The organism is Flavobacterium sp. RHBU_24, assembly GCF_046613695.1.
Taxonomy (GTDB): domain Bacteria; phylum Bacteroidota; class Bacteroidia; order Flavobacteriales; family Flavobacteriaceae; genus Flavobacterium.
The window spans coordinates 39,848-57,358 of sequence record NZ_JBKJHD010000006.1; the positions used below are offsets into that span (position 1 = coordinate 39,848).

Sequence of the window (17,511 nt, forward strand, 5' to 3'; positions counted from 1 at the left end):
TGTTAAACTAAAATACCGCCTCATATCGCCTTAAAATTTTATTTCTGTTTTTTTCCATTGTAGTTTACGGTTTTCTTTTCGCCGGAAGGTAACACGACTGTGAATTTTCGGTTTGTAAGCATTCCGTTATAAGCACCTTTACGGTTAGCTATGGTAAGTTTTTTTGATGCGTCATTCCATGAAAAATCAATCTCAGTATACGCGCCTTTTTCATAATTGTAGTTGTCAAACTCATCTTCATATAAGGTAAATGAGCCATTGGCACCGGGATATACTTTTATTTCAAGATTATCCCATTTTTTCTGTGTGGCATAATTATTGAACCGTTACCTTTAAAACCTGAAGGTCTTTTTTAGCCGAACTTGTTCCGTACAATACTTCATAGGTTCCGGGCGCTACGGTAAGCTCCTGTTTTTGGTCGGCCTCATTGTAAAAAGCAAACGCCTGGTACGGTAATTCAACAGCCACTTTTTCGGTTTTACCGGCAGCTACTTCTATTTTTTTAAAGCCCCTTAAGGTTTTAATCGGGCCATAAGTATCGCCGGTTTTCCGTACATATACCTGTATTACCTCGTTACCCGCACGTTTTCCTTTATTAGTGGCAGAAAGGTTTAGGGTTACCGTTTCATCTTTGCTGATTACAGATTTTGAAAGCTGTCCTTTTCCAACGGCAAATGTTGTATAGCTAAGCCCGTAGCCAAAAGCAAACAACGGGTCGTCCATAAAGCGGTATGTTTTTCCTTTCATCGAGTAATCTTCAAAATCCTCGGGAAGCTGTTTCATGCTTTTATAGAAGGTAATGGGCAGTTTGCCCGACGGGTTATAATCGCCATACAATACATCGGCCACAGCCTGGCCGCCCGATTCGCCGCCGTACCATGCCTGTAAAATGGCATCGCAACTCTGGGTTTCGGGTACTAAAGCAATGGCAGAACCGGAACAGTTTACAAAAATCACCTTTTTACCGGCGGCCTTTAATGCTTTAAGGCAGTTGCGCTGTACTTCGGGTAATTCTATATCAGTACGGTCGCCGCCTTTAAACCCGGGATAAGAAACCGGCATTTCTTCGCCCTCAAGCAGTGTAGATAACCCACCTACAAAAACCACGGTATCAATGCCTTTTAGTTTGTTGATAAGGCCTGTGTAATCTATATCTACCTCTTTACCAAAATCTAATTCTAAATTTGCCTGCCAGTCGTTAAGCTGTGCATAGCGTATTTCTATTTTGTAGCTTTTTCCTTTTTCTACCTTGTATGCAATACGGCTGGGCAGTGTGCGCCAGTTGTTATATTTTGCAATAGAGGAGTCGTTTACCATCAATTCAAAATACCCTGTGGCACCCACTTTAAATACCACCTCTTCGGTTTGCTGCGCTACGAACTCCGTTTCATAAAGCGCCGAAAAGCCCTCTAATTTTACACCCGAAGCAAATTCATGCTGTCCGGCTGTGGTGAGTTTCATAGGGTCGGTAATTTGCGTCGTTATAACAGGGGCGCCGCTGCGTGTGGGGTTATTCCAGTAGGTTGCTTTAAAGCCCTGCCTGCCGTTTTGGGAGAGGATTTTAAAATAACTCTGCGTAATTTTATTCTCTACAAGGTCGCAGGCTTTGTCATACAGTATCTCTGACCCCGGTAGTTTTGATTTTATCCCGTCAAGGATTGTAATGGTACGCACGGGCTTGCCGTTATAATTTCCCCAAAGCATGGGTGCATTGTCGGCATTGGGGCCAACGATTGCTATTTTTTTATCCTTTTTCTTAAGCGGTAAAATGTTACCTTTATTTTGCAGCAGGGTCATAGATTGCCGTGCCATATCAAGAGCCAGCTGGCGGTGCGCCTCATTATTTACTATAGACATGGGAATTTGCGCATACGGCACCACGGAGTCGTCATCAAATTCGCCTAACTCAAATCGGGCTGTAAGCACGCGCATCAGGTGCTTGTTTACTTCCTCTTCCGTTAGTAAACCCCTTTCCACTGCTTCCGGCAGGTGTTCATAAGCGTAGCCCTGCCATACACACTCTACATCGGTCCCGGCAAGCGTTCCTTTTGCGGCCGCATGCACAGCGTCTGAAGATACTTTATGCGATGTAAAAAAGTCGGTTACGGCGCCGCAGTCCGATACCACCAGGTGTTTAAAACCCCACTGTTCGCGAAGTATGGTTTGTAACAGCCTGCTGCTGCTGCAACACGGTTCGTCGTCAAGGCGCTGGTACGCGCACATAACCTGGCGCACATCAGCATCCTGCACCAGCGATTTAAATGCGGGCAGGTAGGTTTCCCACATATCGCGGGGCGCTATGTTGTTAAGGTTAAGCTCGTGGCGGCTCCATTCCGGGCCCGAGTGTACTGCATAGTGCTTGGCACAGGCCAGCAGTTTGCGGTACTTTCCCTCTTCAGGCCCTTGCAGCCCTTTAACTACAGCCACTCCCATAAGCGAGGTAAGGTAAGGGTCTTCGCCATAGGTTTCCTGGCCGCGGCCCCAACGCGGGTCGCGGAATATGTTTACGTTGGGTGTCCATACCGAGAGGCTTAAAAAACGCCTGTTTTCTTTGCCGCTGCGTAAAGCATGGTGGTATTTAGCGCGTGTCTCGTCTGAAACAGCATCAAATATATTGTATACCAGGCTATTGTTAAATGACGCGGCCATACCGATAGGTTCCGGGAAAACGGTTACACTATCGTTATTGGCAAGGCCGTGCAGGGCTTCGCTCCACCAGTTAAATTTTTTAATGCCCAGGCGCGGTATGGCGGGGCTCTGGTCAAACATCAGCGATGCTTTTTCTTCAAGCGTTAACCTTGAAATAAGGTCGGCGGCGCGTGCTTCTATGCTAAGGGCCGGGTTTTGATAAGGTAATTGCTGTGCTGTACTTTTAAATAAAATAAAAGTAAAGGCAAGTACCACCAGCCGGTTGTTTTTGTTGAGGTTCATAGATAACAATTTATATAAGAGAATTTTAATTGCCCTAAATGCAATTAATTACTTTTTGGTTTTTTTGTTTGGCACTTTATTCCCCACAAGTGTAAGTGCTTTAGCTGCATAGCGCCGGCCTAATTCGCGGTAGCCCGCCGCGCTGAAATGCAGTTGGTCTGCAACGCCTTCGCAGCCATTAGACGGTATAATATAGCTGTTTGGTATGGTTTGCGGGAGTGTATTGATAATGGCATTCATGCTGGCGCATTTCCCTTTTTGATCTTCGCCTACCACCTCACCGGCTAAAAGGGGCACTGAGCCGGGTTTAAGGTTAAGGTCTTTAAGCAGGTTATCATACACTTTTTTTACTTTTTGCGGCCAAAGCGTATCGCCTGTATTAGATTCTCCCTGGTGTAGCAATATACCTTTTATCACACCCGATTTTTGGGCTATTTTTGCCATGGCAACAAGCCTGGCATAGGGGTCGTTATCATAGTTTTTTACGATATTTTTAAGCCAGTCCGGCGATGATGCAATATATTGCTCGCGGCTGTCTTTGTCAAACAGCTCAATTTTGCAGCCGCCTACCGCTACATTTATAACCCCAACGGTAACATTTTTAGGCAGGTTCTCCACCATGGTACGGCCAAAATAATCGGCAGGGGTAAGGCCGGTATCGCACCGCGACAAGGGGGGAACAGCGGTATACCATTCGCCCTTTTTGCGGTTTAAGGCCGGGCAATCTACAGCCGACATCATTTTGAAACGGCTGTTTATATTTACGGTGTCCTGCGGTTCAAATTTTGCATTACCCTCCATGTTAGACTGACCAAAACACAGGTATATATAAAAGTTAGGGTCCTGCGCCATGGCAATATTGCATGTAATCAGCAACAGGGCGCCCATAACCATCTGGTTTATTTTTTTCATCGGAAGCGTGATTTTATTTAAAAAGTATTTGTGCGAAATTATAGAGGTTGTTACGCCATACCGGCCATGTGTGGCCTCCCGGGTATTCGCTATAGGTGTATTTAATGCCCATATCGTCAAATTTGCCCAGCATAATTTTGCAATTCGCATATGCTATGTCTTCTTTACCACCCATTGATATCCAAAAACTCTTAAGGTTTTTATTAATGGTAGTGGCATTAGCCTTCATGTAGTCATACTGCGGGTTAGAGAGATCCGGCTGGTTAGCCCACCATCCTGAACTGAATACCCCCAGGTATGCAAAAAGGTCGGTGTTTTTAGCGCCGGCATACAGCGTTTGCAGCCCGCCCATAGACAACCCTGCCAACGCCCTGTTTTCAGGCCCGGCTGCTACACGGTAGTTGCTTTCTATAAAAGGTATTACGGTTTGCTTTACCTCGTTTTCAAAAGTTTGTAACGCACGCTCGTTAAAGCCGCTCAAGCCGGAGCTAAAGTTTCCGTCAATCATTACTATAAGCATAGGCTTCGCCTTTTTATCGGCAATAAGATTGTCTAAAATTGCATCGGCCTTGCCCTGTGTAGCCCAGCCACGCTCGTCTTCACCACCACCGTGCAGCAGGTACAATACCGGGTATTTACCAGTAGATGCGTCATATCCCGGTGGGCTATATATGTAGGCCTGCCTCCAGGTGTTAGTAGTTTTAGAAAGGTATTTTTTTATGCGGATGTCGCCGTGCGGCACATCTTTCAGGGCATAATAGCCATCTCCGGCGAAGGGTATCTCTATGCCGCTTGCCATACGGCTCATACCGTAAAAGGTTTCGCTTGCAGGGTCGGCCACAGCCACATCGTCAATAAGCAGCGAATAGTAATGCAGGCCTTCACTAATAGAATCGGTAGTTACCGTCCACGTTCCTTCGGCGTCTTTAACCATGTCGTATTTTTTGCCCAGGTCAACCTGTACTTTTTGGGCATTAGGCGCTTTTGTGCGGAATATTACCCTGCCATCAGGCAATACCTGAGGATATTTAGCCGACCTTACATTCGTAGCGGCAGGCATACCCAATACAGTATATTTGGCAAACGACGCTTTGTTGACCGGCTTAAATAAAAGCTGCGAGAACATATAAAGGTCGTTTTTCCACACTTTAAAGTCATGGCCACCGGGTTCGATATAAAATATATGGGGTACTTTATGCTCCTGTAGGTACTGGTGTGTGCGGGCACTAATATTCATTAGCCCGTCCGCATCCCCACACGAAATCCATAGTAGGTTCAGCTGTTTTGCCTGTTCCGGTTTTGGCAGCAATTGTGCAGGCATTTTAGTGTTGGGCGCCGATGAAAAGCCACCTACCCAGGCAAACTTATCAATATTGCCCAAGCCAAAATTAAGCGACTGCCCACCACCCATGGATAGCCCGGCAAGGGCGCGGTTTTCACGTTTTTTAAGTACGGGATATTTTTTTTCTATGTAAGGTATAAGGTCAGTAAGCAGGTCTTTTTCAAACGTTGCAAAGGCTTCTACCTTATCCGGAGCCATAATGTTACCTGTGGCGCGGTCATCTTTCATGGCCCGCCCGTTAGGGAGTACCACAATCATGGGCTGTAATTTGCCCTTTGCGTAGAGGTTGTCTAAAATAACATTGGGCGCGCCCTGGTTAAACCACTCTTTTTCATCGCCCCCTATACCATGCAGCAGATATAGAACCGGGTATTTTTTTTTCTTTGAATAACCGGGTGGGGTATATACCAACGCCTTACGGTTTGTGCCTACCGTTTTAGAGTTGTAGGTTATGGTATCAATAGTACCGTGCGCAATATTAGGCACGGCAATATCAAATCCGGTGGGTGCCAGCATATCGTTGTTTTGGGCGCTGGAGTACAGACTGATAAACAGTGTGAAAATGAAATAGTATTTTTTAATCATAATAAAAGGTTATTGATATTCATATAAGGTAAAGCGTTGTATGCAAACGTCGTCGGCAAATGAGCGGATATGGCGTCCCTGGTGTGTCTGGTCTCCATTTAAGTGTTGGAAAACAACCCATTTCCCATCTTTAAAATTGCCGCGTTCGGCCTTTAGAATACCGGTTTTCATATCGGGTTTGCTAAGATTTTTCATTTTTAAGGAAATGCCGAAGCCAACGTAGTAAAATTCATTTGTCCCTGACTGGATAATTATTGCCCCGGCATTTTCCCAATCATCTGCTTTTGAACCTGGTTCCCAGCCCAGGTTATAGGTATGTTCAGCCTCAAATAAGTAATCACCTAATGTAAACGTGGTAGTTTTAACCTCTTTGTCTAATAGTACACCCTCTATCCGGCCTTTTTTACGATTTTTATCCAGTAAAGGCTTAATTTCGGACAGAACGCTATAGGTCTTTGAGAGCTTCACTTCTTTAGGGCTTAGTGCTGCTAAAGGTGTTTGCTCTATAGCGAATGGTGAGAACCCTAACGCACTATAGTGTCCGAAGGCATATAACGCCTTTGCGGCTACAGTATCATCAAATACGTGTTCAGGCACAAACAGCGGGTTACCGTTTGTTGTATATTGATCGTTCCAGTGCTTGAATTGCGGATTGTAAAAATCAGGAGCATAAAAATCAAGGTTTGGTGAAACTGCTTTCCATATATCCAATATATGCGGAAGTGGCCCCGCACTAGGATAATCTCCCGGTTTAACCCCCGGCCTGTTAAGGGCTGCATTTACATAAGTGGGCAGGCTATAGGCTTCTTTGCCTGCAGCGGCAACCTTGTCGGTATAGCGTGCTAAGTAATAGGCCATAAAAATTTCATCTGTTTGCAGGCTGCTGCCAAAAATACTTTCCCAGTTACCCGTTGTCTTGAAGCCATTATCTTTCCATGCTTTAAAAATCGTGGGGTTTAGCTGGTTCTTGTTTTTTGTCAGGTATGCTATTAGGTCAGCAGGCACCTCTTCATTAAATTTAAGGTTTGCAGGAGCACTGTAGTCCCGTGCTGAGGGCAATATCCCAATTTCATTTTCTACCTGCATTAAAATAACGGTTTGGTTAGCAGCATCACTATCTTTAATGTGCTTTAGCAGCGTTTTATAGGCAGCCGCATCTGCGTTAAGATTGTTTTCAGAGAAAGGTGTAAGTATCTCCTGGCTGTTACCATGAGTATCTTTAACACGCGGGAAACGCTTGCTATCTGTTTTTACCCAGGCAGGCGCATGGCTCGACATGCTATTTTTCCATGCACCAAACCAAAGAAATACAATTTTAAGATTGTACTTACGAGCATTTTTTATTAAATCATCAACTAATTTTAAATCAAATTTTCCTTCTTCCGGTTCAAGCAATTCCCAGTACACAGGCATTAACACCGTGTTGAGGTTCAATTTTTGGAGTTTTGGCCACACATCCTGCATAGATGCTGTTGTGGTAGCTGTAGAGTTTCCTAATTCTCCCGCAAGCATTATAAAAGGCTTGTCATGTACCAATAATGTTACAATGCTGTCTTTAACCTGCAAATGCGGTATACTGTTCTGTTGGCCAAATGAATTATCAACGCCTATTAAAAAAAACAATAGTATGACGTATACTTTTCTCATCATTAGTATTTTACTCAAATGTTATCCAGTCTATTTCTACAGGTGTGCCCTGGGTAGAGATTATATATATGCTGTGTGTACCGGGTACATATTTTAAAAGCGCAGCCTCCGCCATTTTCCATTCTGTGCCGGAGGCAACCTTTACTTTAGCCAACAGAGGCCCATCAATCCTATCTATCCTGATTTCTATAGCGCCGCCTGTTGGCGCATTAGCCTGAACCAAAACCTTTTTCAGCTTTTTTGTACCAAAGTCTACACCATCGTAACTTACAAACGCTTTTGGGGCAGATAATATGGTTTTCCAGCCTTTAAACGCGTCGGCGGCATCTAAAAATGCTACAGAGGCACCCGCGGTGCTTAACGAGGTGTAACGGTCTGCCTGTATTTTTGCCTTAGCCGGCGTATTGCCCACACCCCTTAACGTAGGGATAACTTTCTTAATGGTTCCATCGCCGTTGAACGTAAGGCTGTCAATACGTACCGATCGGTTTTTGTCAAATGACGGAGAGAGGTCATTATTATGGTAAAATAAATACCATTGTTTTTTGAACTGTATAACAGAGTGGTGGTTTGTCCAGCAGCCGTTTGCGGCTTCGTCCATAATAACACCGGTTACTTTAAACGGCCCCAGTGGGTTATTGCCCATGGCATATTCCAGCCGCTCAATTTTATTTTCAACATGAGGATAGGTAAGGTAGTATGTGCCGTTCCTTTCAAAAAGGTAAGGGCCCTCTTTAAGGCCTTTTTCCGGAAGGTTATCAAATTTTACAGGTTCAGAGGCAAGCTCTGTCATGTTTTCTTTAAGCTTTGCACCGTAAATATTGCCCTGCGACCAGTAGAGGTAAGCCTGGCCATCTTTGTCTATAAAAACATTAGGGTCAATTCCCTTTACGCCCTTTATAGGATCGGGCTGCACCTTATAGGGGCCTTCGGGCTTATCGGCTATTGCCACACCAATGGTAAAGCCACGTGCTATGGTAGTGTCTTTTGGGGTAGAGGGGAAGTAAAAATAATATTTGCCGTTGCGTGCTATGCAGTCCGGCGCCCACATGCTAAAGCTATCGGGTTTTACCCAAGGCACTTTATTTTGGGTAACAATCATGCCGTGGTCGGTCCAGTCCGTAAGGTTATCTGACGAAAACACGTGGTAGTCTTCCATAGAAAACCAGTTCTCCTTGTTTTTATTGGTATACGGCGGAATGTCGTGCGAAGGGAACAGGTATATTCGGTCGTTAAATACCCTCGCCGATGGGTCGGCAGTGTACTGGTTCCTGATAATAGGGTTTTGTGCCAATGCATTTGCTGTACAGAATACAACCAGAAATGATATACCCCGTGCTATTATTGTCTTAATTTTCATAATCTATTCGTTTGAAATTGTTTCTTCAATCCTGTAGTAATCAAAATCAGCATAGCCCCCTGTGGCTTTGGTTGCATAGTTAAACAGGCCAAAACGGTAGCCCATAAAGTGGGGCAGGGTATAGGTCATTTTTAGTGGTGTGCCTATTTTATTCCAGTTTTTTCCATCGGTACTGTAATAAAAGTTAGCCATGTCTTTTCTTTCGGTAAAATCGCAGGCGGCTTTAAAATGCACCGTTTTTTCTGTTACCGGTATCCGGGCTGCTTCTACAGGTGTACCGTCGCCGGCATTTATCATCACAATAAAGCGGTTTTTTCCTTCTATTTTAATACCTACCTGGCCATAATTTTTTTGTAACAGGGTAAGTCCGGCAAAATCGCCGTCTTTCATATTAGATACATCAACCGAGGTATAGCCGGTACATACCGGGCCTACGGTGCGCTGCGTAAGTATATTTTTGGCACTTAAAATATCGGTTTCTACGCGCCCCGTGGTAAGCCTCAAAAAGCCTTTTCGCTTTTTAACCGACCACAGCGCGTTATCGGGGTTGTGGTTCCATTGCCATACAAGTGGCAAATCGCGCTGTCCTTTTTTACGGCTAAAGTCATCAGAATGTACGATACCGGGAATGAGTGTTTTATTAGCGGGAAGGTCGAGGGTTTGGGGTACTTTGCCGTCCGTGCCTAACACCGGCCATCCGTCTTTCCATTCGACCGGGACGAGGTAGGGTATACGCCCCACCGCGCCATTATCCCGAAAAAGGTAGGAAAACCATTTGCCGTCGGGTGTATCTATCAGGCCGCCCTGTGCCACGCCAAGATCCTGGAGGCCAAGTTTCCCTTCATAAGGCCCGCTTATCTTATCGGCACGGTGTATCACCACAGTACGCATACCGCCCCGGGGCCAGGTAATATTAAAGAGGTAATATTTGCCTTTAATTTTAAATAACTGTGAGCCTTCGGCCTTAAGCATGATGTTGTCTCCGGCAGGTGCGCTGGCGTTTTCAATAACCACTTTTTCACTTCCCTCAACGATACCGCTAAGGTCGGGTTTCAGCTGCACCAGGGTAAGGTTGCCTGCGCCGTAAAGCATGTAAATTTTACCGTCATCATCAAAAAAGAGTGAATGGTCGTGGAGGTCGGGCTTGAATTCGATGGTTGTCCAGGGGCCTTTCTCTATATCTTTTGTGGTGTAGATGTGCGTTTTACCGCTGGTTGCAGCAAATGTTGATACGTAATAGGTGCCATTATGGTACCGCAGGCTGCTTGCCCACGAACCCCTGCCGTAGGTGTTCTTACCGTTATCGAGGTTCATGGCATCGTTATCTACAAGCCTGTCGTAGGCATAACTTACGAGCTGCCAGTTTACTAAGTCGGCAGATTTCATGATAGGCAAACCGGGGCTCATGTGCATGGTAGTGCTGCTCATGTAATACGTATTACCCACCCGGATTATCGATTCATCCGGTACGTCAGCGTAAATGACCGGGTTATGCGCTTTCGCGTTTTCCTGCGCAAACGAATCTGCAAAGGAAAACGCGACTGTAACGCTTAACAATAGATGGTGTATAATTTTCATATTTTATGGCTGGATATCGTTGCCTGAAGTAGCATATAAACCTATCAGGCTACCTGTGAAACCTCCGGCTACATCTGTAGAAAGTATATCTCCCGAAACGGTACCGCCCAGGTTTTTATAGGCGCTGTTATCTGCAGTATAGCTAAAGGTATAGGCATCGCCCTGTGCGGCAACCTTTAATTTAACTGATTTGCCAGGGTTAATTTTTTCGCTTGCAATAACTTTTGAGGCACCTTTTTCGGTCCTTTCCAAAACCATGTAGTAATCTTTGCCTTTTTTAGTAAGCCCTAAAACATAATTAAACGTTTCGCTCTGGTAGCATACTATACCAGCCAGGTCTTTTTCTGATTTAGGGAGGTATTGCAATGTGGTCTCTGCAGTAAAAGTGGCATGCTGCTGCCTGTAAAATAACCCTGAAATAGGCGATTTTGCCTTAATATTCGCTTCAAGGGGATTTATCCGTACGCTGTTTTTTCCTTTTACTACAAAATTTTCGCGCCAGTTGCGCATCCCAATCCAACGGTAGTCCAGTTTAGCATCACTAAAATTGTCGGTAAATTTAAAGTTACCGTTTGGCATAAAGCCATTTTTGCCGGTTTGGTTCGTAGCGCCTTTTGGCATTTTTATTTTTGCTTTAAGCGGCACCAGCCCATTTTCAAACACGGGAAATTGTCCGCTCCAGTCTACAGGCAGCATAAAGGTTTCGCGACCGGTATTAACACGCAGTTTTTCGTTAGGGCGCACACCCAGGAACACCGCATAGTATTTTCCGTCCGGGGTATCTACTAAATCGGCATGGCCTGTCCAGTCTATTTTATTTGCCCTGTCTTTCACAAAGTAACGTTGTGTAAGTATAGGGTTGTTAGAGGCGGGTACAAAAGGCCCTGTAGGCTTGTCGCTCACAAAAATAACCTCGCTGTGCCAGTCGCCTGTGCCGCCTTCGGCACACATAAGGTAGTAGCGGCCGTCTTTTTTATAGAGGTGCGGCCCTTCAATCCAGATTGGTTTCTGGGTAATATCGGTACCGCCGTTTACAATAATCCTGTCAGAACCGGGTACAACCCTGTCGTTTTTTACATCATAATCCCACATTTTTATAACGCGGTGGCCGCTGTACTGCTCTGTGCCAGCCGGTGGTGCGTCATTATGTACAAGGTAGGCTTTTCCGTCAGTATCAAAAAACAGCGAAGGGTCTATACCGTCAAACTGTAGTTTAACCGGGTCGCTCCAGCCTTTTGCGGGGTCCTGGGTTTTAACCACTATGTTACCCATATTACCTGCAATCTGGGTAGTAATCATATAAAACGTATCGTTGTTAGGGTTGTATTTAATATCCGGTGCATATATACCGCCCGAAATACGCGACTCTTCCACCTTAAGCTGTGATGGCCTGTCTAAAACGTGGCCTATCTGTTTCCAGTTTACCAGGTCGGTTGAATGAAAAATCGGCACACCGGGCACCATTGCAAACGATGAATTTACAAGGTAGTAGTCATTGCCTTTGCGTGTAATGCTGGGGTCAGGGTAGCAGCCCTGTAATACAGGGGTATAAAATTCGCCTTCCTTTAGCGGGTTATCGTTATAAATGCGGTCGTTACCCGTATAGGTAAACTGCGTGAACGCGGGCATGTCTTTTTCTTTAATTTTTTTACTTCCCTGTGCATTTGCCGACATGGCTGTTAGCGCTGAAAGTAGGAATACAAGTCTTTTCATTATTTGTAAATTTGGTTATGCAATTATCGGTGTTACCTAATTTTTTATATCCAGTATATAGGTTTTTCCGGCCTGTGTATCAAAATCATAGGTAAATGTTTTATCAAGTTTAATATCATTAAGCGTAGCAAGTGGTGAAATTAACGGCTGTTTGATGTTTACGCCTTCAAAAAAAGGATTAGGGTTATTTCCCGAAGCTGTTTTTAGTGCAGCGCCTTTTAGTGTAACTTCATTAGGTAAGCGCAGACGGCAGTTACCTCCCAGTTTAGATGTAATGCTTACTTGTTTTGCCTTGTTATCCTTCCATACGATGCTAACCTCAAACCCCCCAAAAGCCCGCAGGCCACTAATAGCGCCGTCTTTCCAGTCGTCCGGGAGGGCAGGTAAAATGTCGATAGCCCCGGTTTGCGTTTGAAGCAGCATTTCGGTAATGCCCGATGTACAACCAAAGTTGCCGTCAATCTGGAAGGGCGGATGGGCATCAAACATATTAGGGTAGGTACCCCCGCTGTGCCCCGGTTTTACAGGGTCTACCAGTGTAAGCTGGTCTTTAATAAGTTTATTGGCATGGTTACCATCAAGCAGGTGCGCCCACAGGTTAACCTTCCAGCCCATAGACCAGCCCGTTGATACGTCGCCCCGGTGGACAAGCACCGTTTTAGCGGCATCAAAAAGCTGCGGGGTAGTGTAAGGGCTGATTTGATTACCGGGATATAAGCCGTAAAGGTGCGAAACGTGCCTGTGCGTATCTTCCGGATTATCCCAGTCGCCCATCCATTCCTGTAGCTGCCCGTAGCGGCCTATCTGCATAGGGGGGAGGCGGTCGGCCAGGCGTTGTAAATCAGCGGCTAACGCAGGGTCTTTCTTTAATAGTTGCGCTGCTTTTATTGTTTTTGTAAAAAGGTCAAACACAAGCTGGTTATCCATGGTAGTACCTGCGGCAAGCGCGCTTCCCTGGTGGTTTTGCGGTGTGTTTTCCGGAGATATGGAAGGGCTTACCACCAACCATTTATGTGTGGGTTCTTCTATAAGGAAATCCTTATAAAATTCGCTCGCTGATTTCAATACCGGGTAAACGGATTCTAAATATTTTGTGTCGCCGTTATACAGGTATTTTTCCCACAAGTGCTGGGATAGCCATGCCCCGCCCATGGGCCACTGTCCGGCATTGGCAAAATCTACCACGCCGCTTATGCGCCATATATCGGTGTTATGGTGTGCCACCCATCCGCCGCTTTTATACATAACCCTGGCGGTTTCACGCCCGCTTTCAGAAAGCTCTTTTATTAACTGTATCAGCGGTTCGTGCATTTCCGGCAGGTTGCATTTCTCTGCCGGCCAGTAGTTCATTTCGGTATTTATATTTATGGTATATTTACTGTCCCACGCCGGGTTGATGCTACCGTTCCAGATGCCCTGAAGGTTTGCCGGCTGGCCGCCCGGCTGCGAGGAACTGATAAGCAGGTAACGGCCAAACTGGTAGTACAAACTAATAAGTGAAGGGTCATACGTGCCTGCGAAATTTTTTATCCTTTCATCTGTGGGCCGTTTTGAAGCAGCAGAGCTGCCTAAATCAAACTTTACGCGGTTAAAATAGTTTTGGTACGCAGCAATATGGCTGTTTAGTAACTTTTTGTATGGTTTTTTTACAGCCGCGTTAAGGTAGCTGCTGCTTTTTTTATTTTCGTCTGTATCAAGCGTTTTATAGTCGGTAAAATTTGTAGCGACAGAAATAAGTAGTGTAACCTCATTTGCCCTGCTCACTTTTATTTTACCGGCTTCAACAGAGGTTTGGCCCCCGTTATTAATTATTTTTGCCTTTGCATCAAACTTTACTTTTCCTTCAACCCCATCGTGCGTGCCCGAAATTCCGGTCATGTGGAGTGTGGTGGCATCAATAGCGCCGGAGTATTGTTGCAGTTCGCCGTCAAACCCTGCTGTAAAACTAAGCATACCCGGCTTGCTGGCGGTCAGTTTTATAACTATAACGTTTTCGGGAAAAGACGTAAAAATTTCACGTTTATAGGTTGTCCCATTTACTTTAAAGGTGGTGGTAAAAACGGCTTTCTCTATGTCCAACTCCCGGTAATAATCGGTAAATCCACTGGCATTTTCAAAAGCCAGGTTAAGATTGCCTGCCGACTGGAACATAGAGCCGTGCAGTTTCTTAGCGGTAAGCCCTTTATCAGACAACACTTCTGCACGTTTATAATCGCCTTTAAAAATGTAATACCTAATGGAGTCCAGCACCTGTGGGCCATCAGGGTTATCATTCCTGGAAGGGCCGCCCGACCAAAATGTGCTTTCGTTTAGCTGTAGCTTTTCGTTAACCGGATTGCCAAATACCATTGCTCCCAGCCTGCCGTTACCCAGGGGTAAAGCTTCATTCCAAACGGTTGCGGGTTTGTTGTACCACAATTTTAAGTCGCCATTATCCTGGCTAAAGGCTACTGCAGAGAGCAGTGTGAACAATATGGCCTTATAAATCGGCATTTTTTTTTTCATAAAATTACTATAAATATTTAATAAGTATAAAAATTACACTTAAAAATTTCCACTAAAGTAAAATACCCCTATTAAATTGTACCTTTAATTGAATGTTTAATTGCTACAACGTATTCGTTAATTGTTAGTGTTCTATTTTATCTTATTGAAAGTTAGTGCTTTAAATTATTAATGAAATTTTTTTCTTTCGAAATGTCAGTTTTACTGGCGCCAAATATAGGAGTAAGTTTTTAGTTTTAAAACTATAATTAAAGTGTTTGCCTGACTTAACATTAAATATACGAATACGTTTTAGTTGAAAAAGATGGAAAAAACAGCGATAAAAAAATAAATAGGATTAATATTGGATTTTGTAATCTGAGCAGGATTACAGTTTTTAAAAAATATTCCAAAAATGAGAGATTACCTTTTGCACATAATTGTGTTAATTACCCTTTTGGGTATCAATTTTAATGCCAGCGCTACCGGGCCCTTTATTTCTACCGAAAAAAGCACAAACACGATAACATTAAAAGATAATACGGCAATCCCGGCACTTTTGCTTAAGGCGGGGGCAGATAAGGGCATAATGCGGGCAGCGCTTAACCTTCAGGCCGATTTAGGCAAGGTTACAGGGGTTCAGCCGCTTGCTCTTGACCAACTTGCTAAGGGCAGCCAGCCGTTACTTATTATAGGCACCCTTGGCACAGGTTCTTATGTAGACGACCTGGTAAAAAGTAAAAAGTTTGACGCTACAGCCCTTAAAGGAAAACGCGAAAAGTATATCATCCAAAACATTGCAAATCCTTTTAGCGGGGTGGTTGAAGCCATAGTAATTGCCGGAAGCGACAAACGCGGCACGATATACGGCATTTATGAATTTTCGAAGCAAATAGGTGTTTCGCCCTGGTATTACTGGGCTGATGTTCCGGTGGCACATCAGGACAACCTGTATTTTATAAAGGGCACCTATACCGATGGCGAACCCGCCGTGGAGTACCGAGGTATATTTTTAAATGATGAAGCCCCCGCGCTAAGTGGTTGGTCTAAAGAAACATTTGGCGGCTTTAACAGTAAGTTTTATGAGAAGGTTTTTGAACTGCTGCTCCGCCTGAAGGCAAACTATATGTGGCCTGCCATGTGGGGCAACGCTTTTTATGACGACGACCCTGCAAGCGGCCCACTGGCAAACGAAATGGGTATAATTATGGGTACCTCGCACCACGAGCCTATGGCTATGGCACAGTCGGATTGGCACCGGTACATTAAAAAGAACAACCTGCCTAACGTTTGGGATTATTCTAAGAATGCCACTGTGCTTAAGGAATTCTGGAAAGCGGGCATAGAACGCAGCAAAGACTGGGAGAAGCTGGTTACCGTGGGCATGCGCGGCGATGGCGACGAGGCTATGAGCGAGGGCACTAACATAGGCCTGCTGGAAAATATAGTGAAAGACCAGCGAAAAATTATAGAGGACGTAACCGGTAAAAAAGCAGAGAAGACGCCGCAGGTGTGGGCGCTGTATAAAGAAGTACAGGACTATTATGACCGCGGTATGCGCGTTCCTGACGATGTAATTCTATTGTTTTGCGATGATAACTGGGGCAATGTACGTAAGCTGCCGGACCCGGCAAAGAAACTGCACAAAGGGGGCTACGGCATTTATTACCACTTTGACTACGTGGGCGGGCCAAGGAACTCTAAATGGATAAACATAAGCCCGATACAGCGCGTGTGGGAACAAATGAACCTAAGCTATGAGCATGGTGTAGATAAGGTATGGGTAGTTAACGTGGGCGACCTTAAGCCGATGGAGTACCCCATTAGCTTCTTTCTCGATATAGCATGGAACCCAAAACAGTTCAATGCTAACAACCTGCTAAGCCATACCGAAAAATGGGCGGAAGCGCAATTTGGCAAAGAACATGCTGCCGAAATAGCACGCATGATAAACTTATATTCAAAGTATAACAGGCGCGTTACACCCGAATCCCTAAACAGCAAAACCTACAGTTTAGAAAACTACAACGAGTTTGAAACGGTGCTTAATGATTACCGCGCGCTGGCGCTCGATGCCTTGAGGCTGTACAACCGTATGCCGCAAAACTATCGCGATGCGTATTATCAGCTGGTGCTCTACCCTATAAACGCGTGCAGCAATTTATATGAAATGTATTATGCCGCAGCAATGAACAAACAGCTTGCCGAAAAAAATGATATGGAAGCGAATTATTATGCGGATAAGGTAAAAGAATGCTTTGAGCGTGATGCTGTGTTGCAAAACGAGTACAATAACGAGATTGCAGGGGGCAAATGGGCGCACATGATGGACCAGATACGCATAGGATATTCCACCTGGCATGAACCTAAAACCAATATAATGCCCGAAGTAAAATATGTATCGGAGAGCGATGTGCCGGCGGCAAAAATATTTGTTGAAAAAGACGGTTACGTAGCGATAGAAGCTGAAAATTACGCGAGAGCCAACAATTCAAAAAAAATACATTGGGAAGTGATACCTGACTTTGGCAAGACAAAATCGGGCGTTACCACTTTCCCTCAAAATGCAGCCCCAAAAGAGGGTGACCCGGTTTACCTGGAGTATGATGTTGAGTTTACCTCTACGGGCGAATTTGACGTACAGTTGCTGCTTGCGCCCACCTTAAACTTTAATGATAATAAGGGCCTGCGCTACGAAATATCTTTTGATGGCAATGCCCCGCAAATTGTTAACTTTAACGGACATTACCGAGGCGAATTAGGCAGGTGGCAGGCAGAGCACATCATCAGGTCGTCTACAAAACACACCATTGCCGCGGCAGGTACCCACAAGCTTCGCTTCCGGGTGTTAGACCAGGGCATTGTACTCGAAAAAATACTTATTAATACCGGCGGTTTAAAACCTTCTTATTTGGGAGCACCCGAAAGCGATAAAAAATAATCCATGCCATATATAAGG

Annotated in this window: 10 protein-coding genes; 1 reads left to right on the top strand and 9 read right to left on the bottom strand. The window is 44.9% G+C overall.

Features of this window, described 5'->3' with window-relative positions:
* Positions 1–38: 38 nt before the first annotated feature.
* From ACLI09_RS07895 to ACLI09_RS07935, 9 genes are read right to left on the bottom strand one after another with little or no spacing between them, the layout of a single operon-like run.
* A complete protein-coding gene (locus ACLI09_RS07895) occupies positions 39–281 on the bottom strand; it encodes a DUF5110 domain-containing protein (RefSeq protein WP_411419195.1) in 243 nt (80 codons plus the stop codon).
* 34 nt (positions 282–315) lie between these two features.
* Positions 316–2,931, bottom strand: coding sequence for a xylan 1,4-beta-xylosidase (xyl3A, locus tag ACLI09_RS07900; RefSeq protein ID WP_411419062.1), 2,616 nt, complete (start codon positions 2,929–2,931; stop codon positions 316–318).
* A gap of 48 nt (positions 2,932–2,979) precedes the next feature.
* Positions 2,980–3,843, bottom strand: a complete 864-nt coding sequence (locus ACLI09_RS07905; protein WP_411419063.1) for a sialate O-acetylesterase — start codon at positions 3,841–3,843, stop codon at positions 2,980–2,982.
* Between the two features lie 13 nt (positions 3,844–3,856).
* Positions 3,857–5,770: an alpha/beta hydrolase-fold protein gene (locus tag ACLI09_RS07910; protein WP_411419064.1), complete on the bottom strand. Its 1,914-nt coding sequence runs from the start codon at positions 5,768–5,770 to the stop codon at positions 3,857–3,859.
* A gap of 9 nt (positions 5,771–5,779) precedes the next feature.
* Positions 5,780–7,420, bottom strand: a complete 1,641-nt coding sequence (locus ACLI09_RS07915; RefSeq protein WP_411419065.1) for a DUF5597 domain-containing protein — start codon at positions 7,418–7,420, stop codon at positions 5,780–5,782.
* A gap of 7 nt (positions 7,421–7,427) precedes the next feature.
* Complete coding sequence (locus ACLI09_RS07920) at positions 7,428–8,777, bottom strand: family 43 glycosylhydrolase (protein ID WP_411419066.1); 1,350 nt, start codon at positions 8,775–8,777, stop codon at positions 7,428–7,430.
* A gap of 3 nt (positions 8,778–8,780) precedes the next feature.
* The gene (locus tag ACLI09_RS07925) at positions 8,781–10,355 is read right to left on the bottom strand and encodes a glycoside hydrolase 43 family protein (RefSeq protein ID WP_411419067.1); all 1,575 of its coding nucleotides are present in this window, start codon (positions 10,353–10,355) and stop codon (positions 8,781–8,783) included.
* A gap of 3 nt (positions 10,356–10,358) precedes the next feature.
* Complete coding sequence (locus ACLI09_RS07930) at positions 10,359–12,068, bottom strand: glycoside hydrolase family 43 protein (RefSeq protein WP_411419068.1); 1,710 nt, start codon at positions 12,066–12,068, stop codon at positions 10,359–10,361.
* A gap of 36 nt (positions 12,069–12,104) precedes the next feature.
* Positions 12,105–14,573 carry a glycosyl hydrolase family 95 catalytic domain-containing protein gene (locus tag ACLI09_RS07935; protein WP_411419069.1) on the bottom strand — a complete coding sequence of 823 codons (2,469 nt, stop codon included), beginning with the start codon at positions 14,571–14,573 and terminating at the stop codon, positions 12,105–12,107.
* A 394-nt stretch (positions 14,574–14,967) separates the two neighbouring features.
* Between ACLI09_RS07935 and ACLI09_RS07940 the strand changes: the two genes are divergently transcribed.
* A complete protein-coding gene (locus ACLI09_RS07940) occupies positions 14,968–17,493 on the top strand; it encodes a glycosyl hydrolase 115 family protein (protein WP_411419070.1) in 2,526 nt (841 codons plus the stop codon).
* The last annotated feature ends 18 nt before the right edge of the window (positions 17,494–17,511 follow it).

Bases quoted from the DNA above. Each gene is read 5' to 3' on its own strand.
- xyl3A (WP_411419062.1), bottom strand. From the start codon at position 2,931: ATGAACCTCAACAAAAACAACCGGCTGGTGGTACTTGCCTTTACTTTT.
- ACLI09_RS07905 (WP_411419063.1), bottom strand. From the start codon at position 3,843: ATGAAAAAAATAAACCAGATGGTTATGGGCGCCCTGTTGCTGATTACA.
- ACLI09_RS07910 (WP_411419064.1), bottom strand. From the start codon at position 5,770: ATGATTAAAAAATACTATTTCATTTTCACACTGTTTATCAGTCTGTAC.
- ACLI09_RS07915 (WP_411419065.1), bottom strand. From the start codon at position 7,420: ATGATGAGAAAAGTATACGTCATACTATTGTTTTTTTTAATAGGCGTT.
- ACLI09_RS07920 (WP_411419066.1), bottom strand. From the start codon at position 8,777: ATGAAAATTAAGACAATAATAGCACGGGGTATATCATTTCTGGTTGTA.
- ACLI09_RS07925 (WP_411419067.1), bottom strand. From the start codon at position 10,355: ATGAAAATTATACACCATCTATTGTTAAGCGTTACAGTCGCGTTTTCC.
- ACLI09_RS07930 (WP_411419068.1), bottom strand. From the start codon at position 12,068: ATGAAAAGACTTGTATTCCTACTTTCAGCGCTAACAGCCATGTCGGCA.
- ACLI09_RS07935 (WP_411419069.1), bottom strand. From the start codon at position 14,573: ATGAAAAAAAAAATGCCGATTTATAAGGCCATATTGTTCACACTGCTC.
- ACLI09_RS07940 (WP_411419070.1), top strand. From the start codon at position 14,968: ATGAGAGATTACCTTTTGCACATAATTGTGTTAATTACCCTTTTGGGT.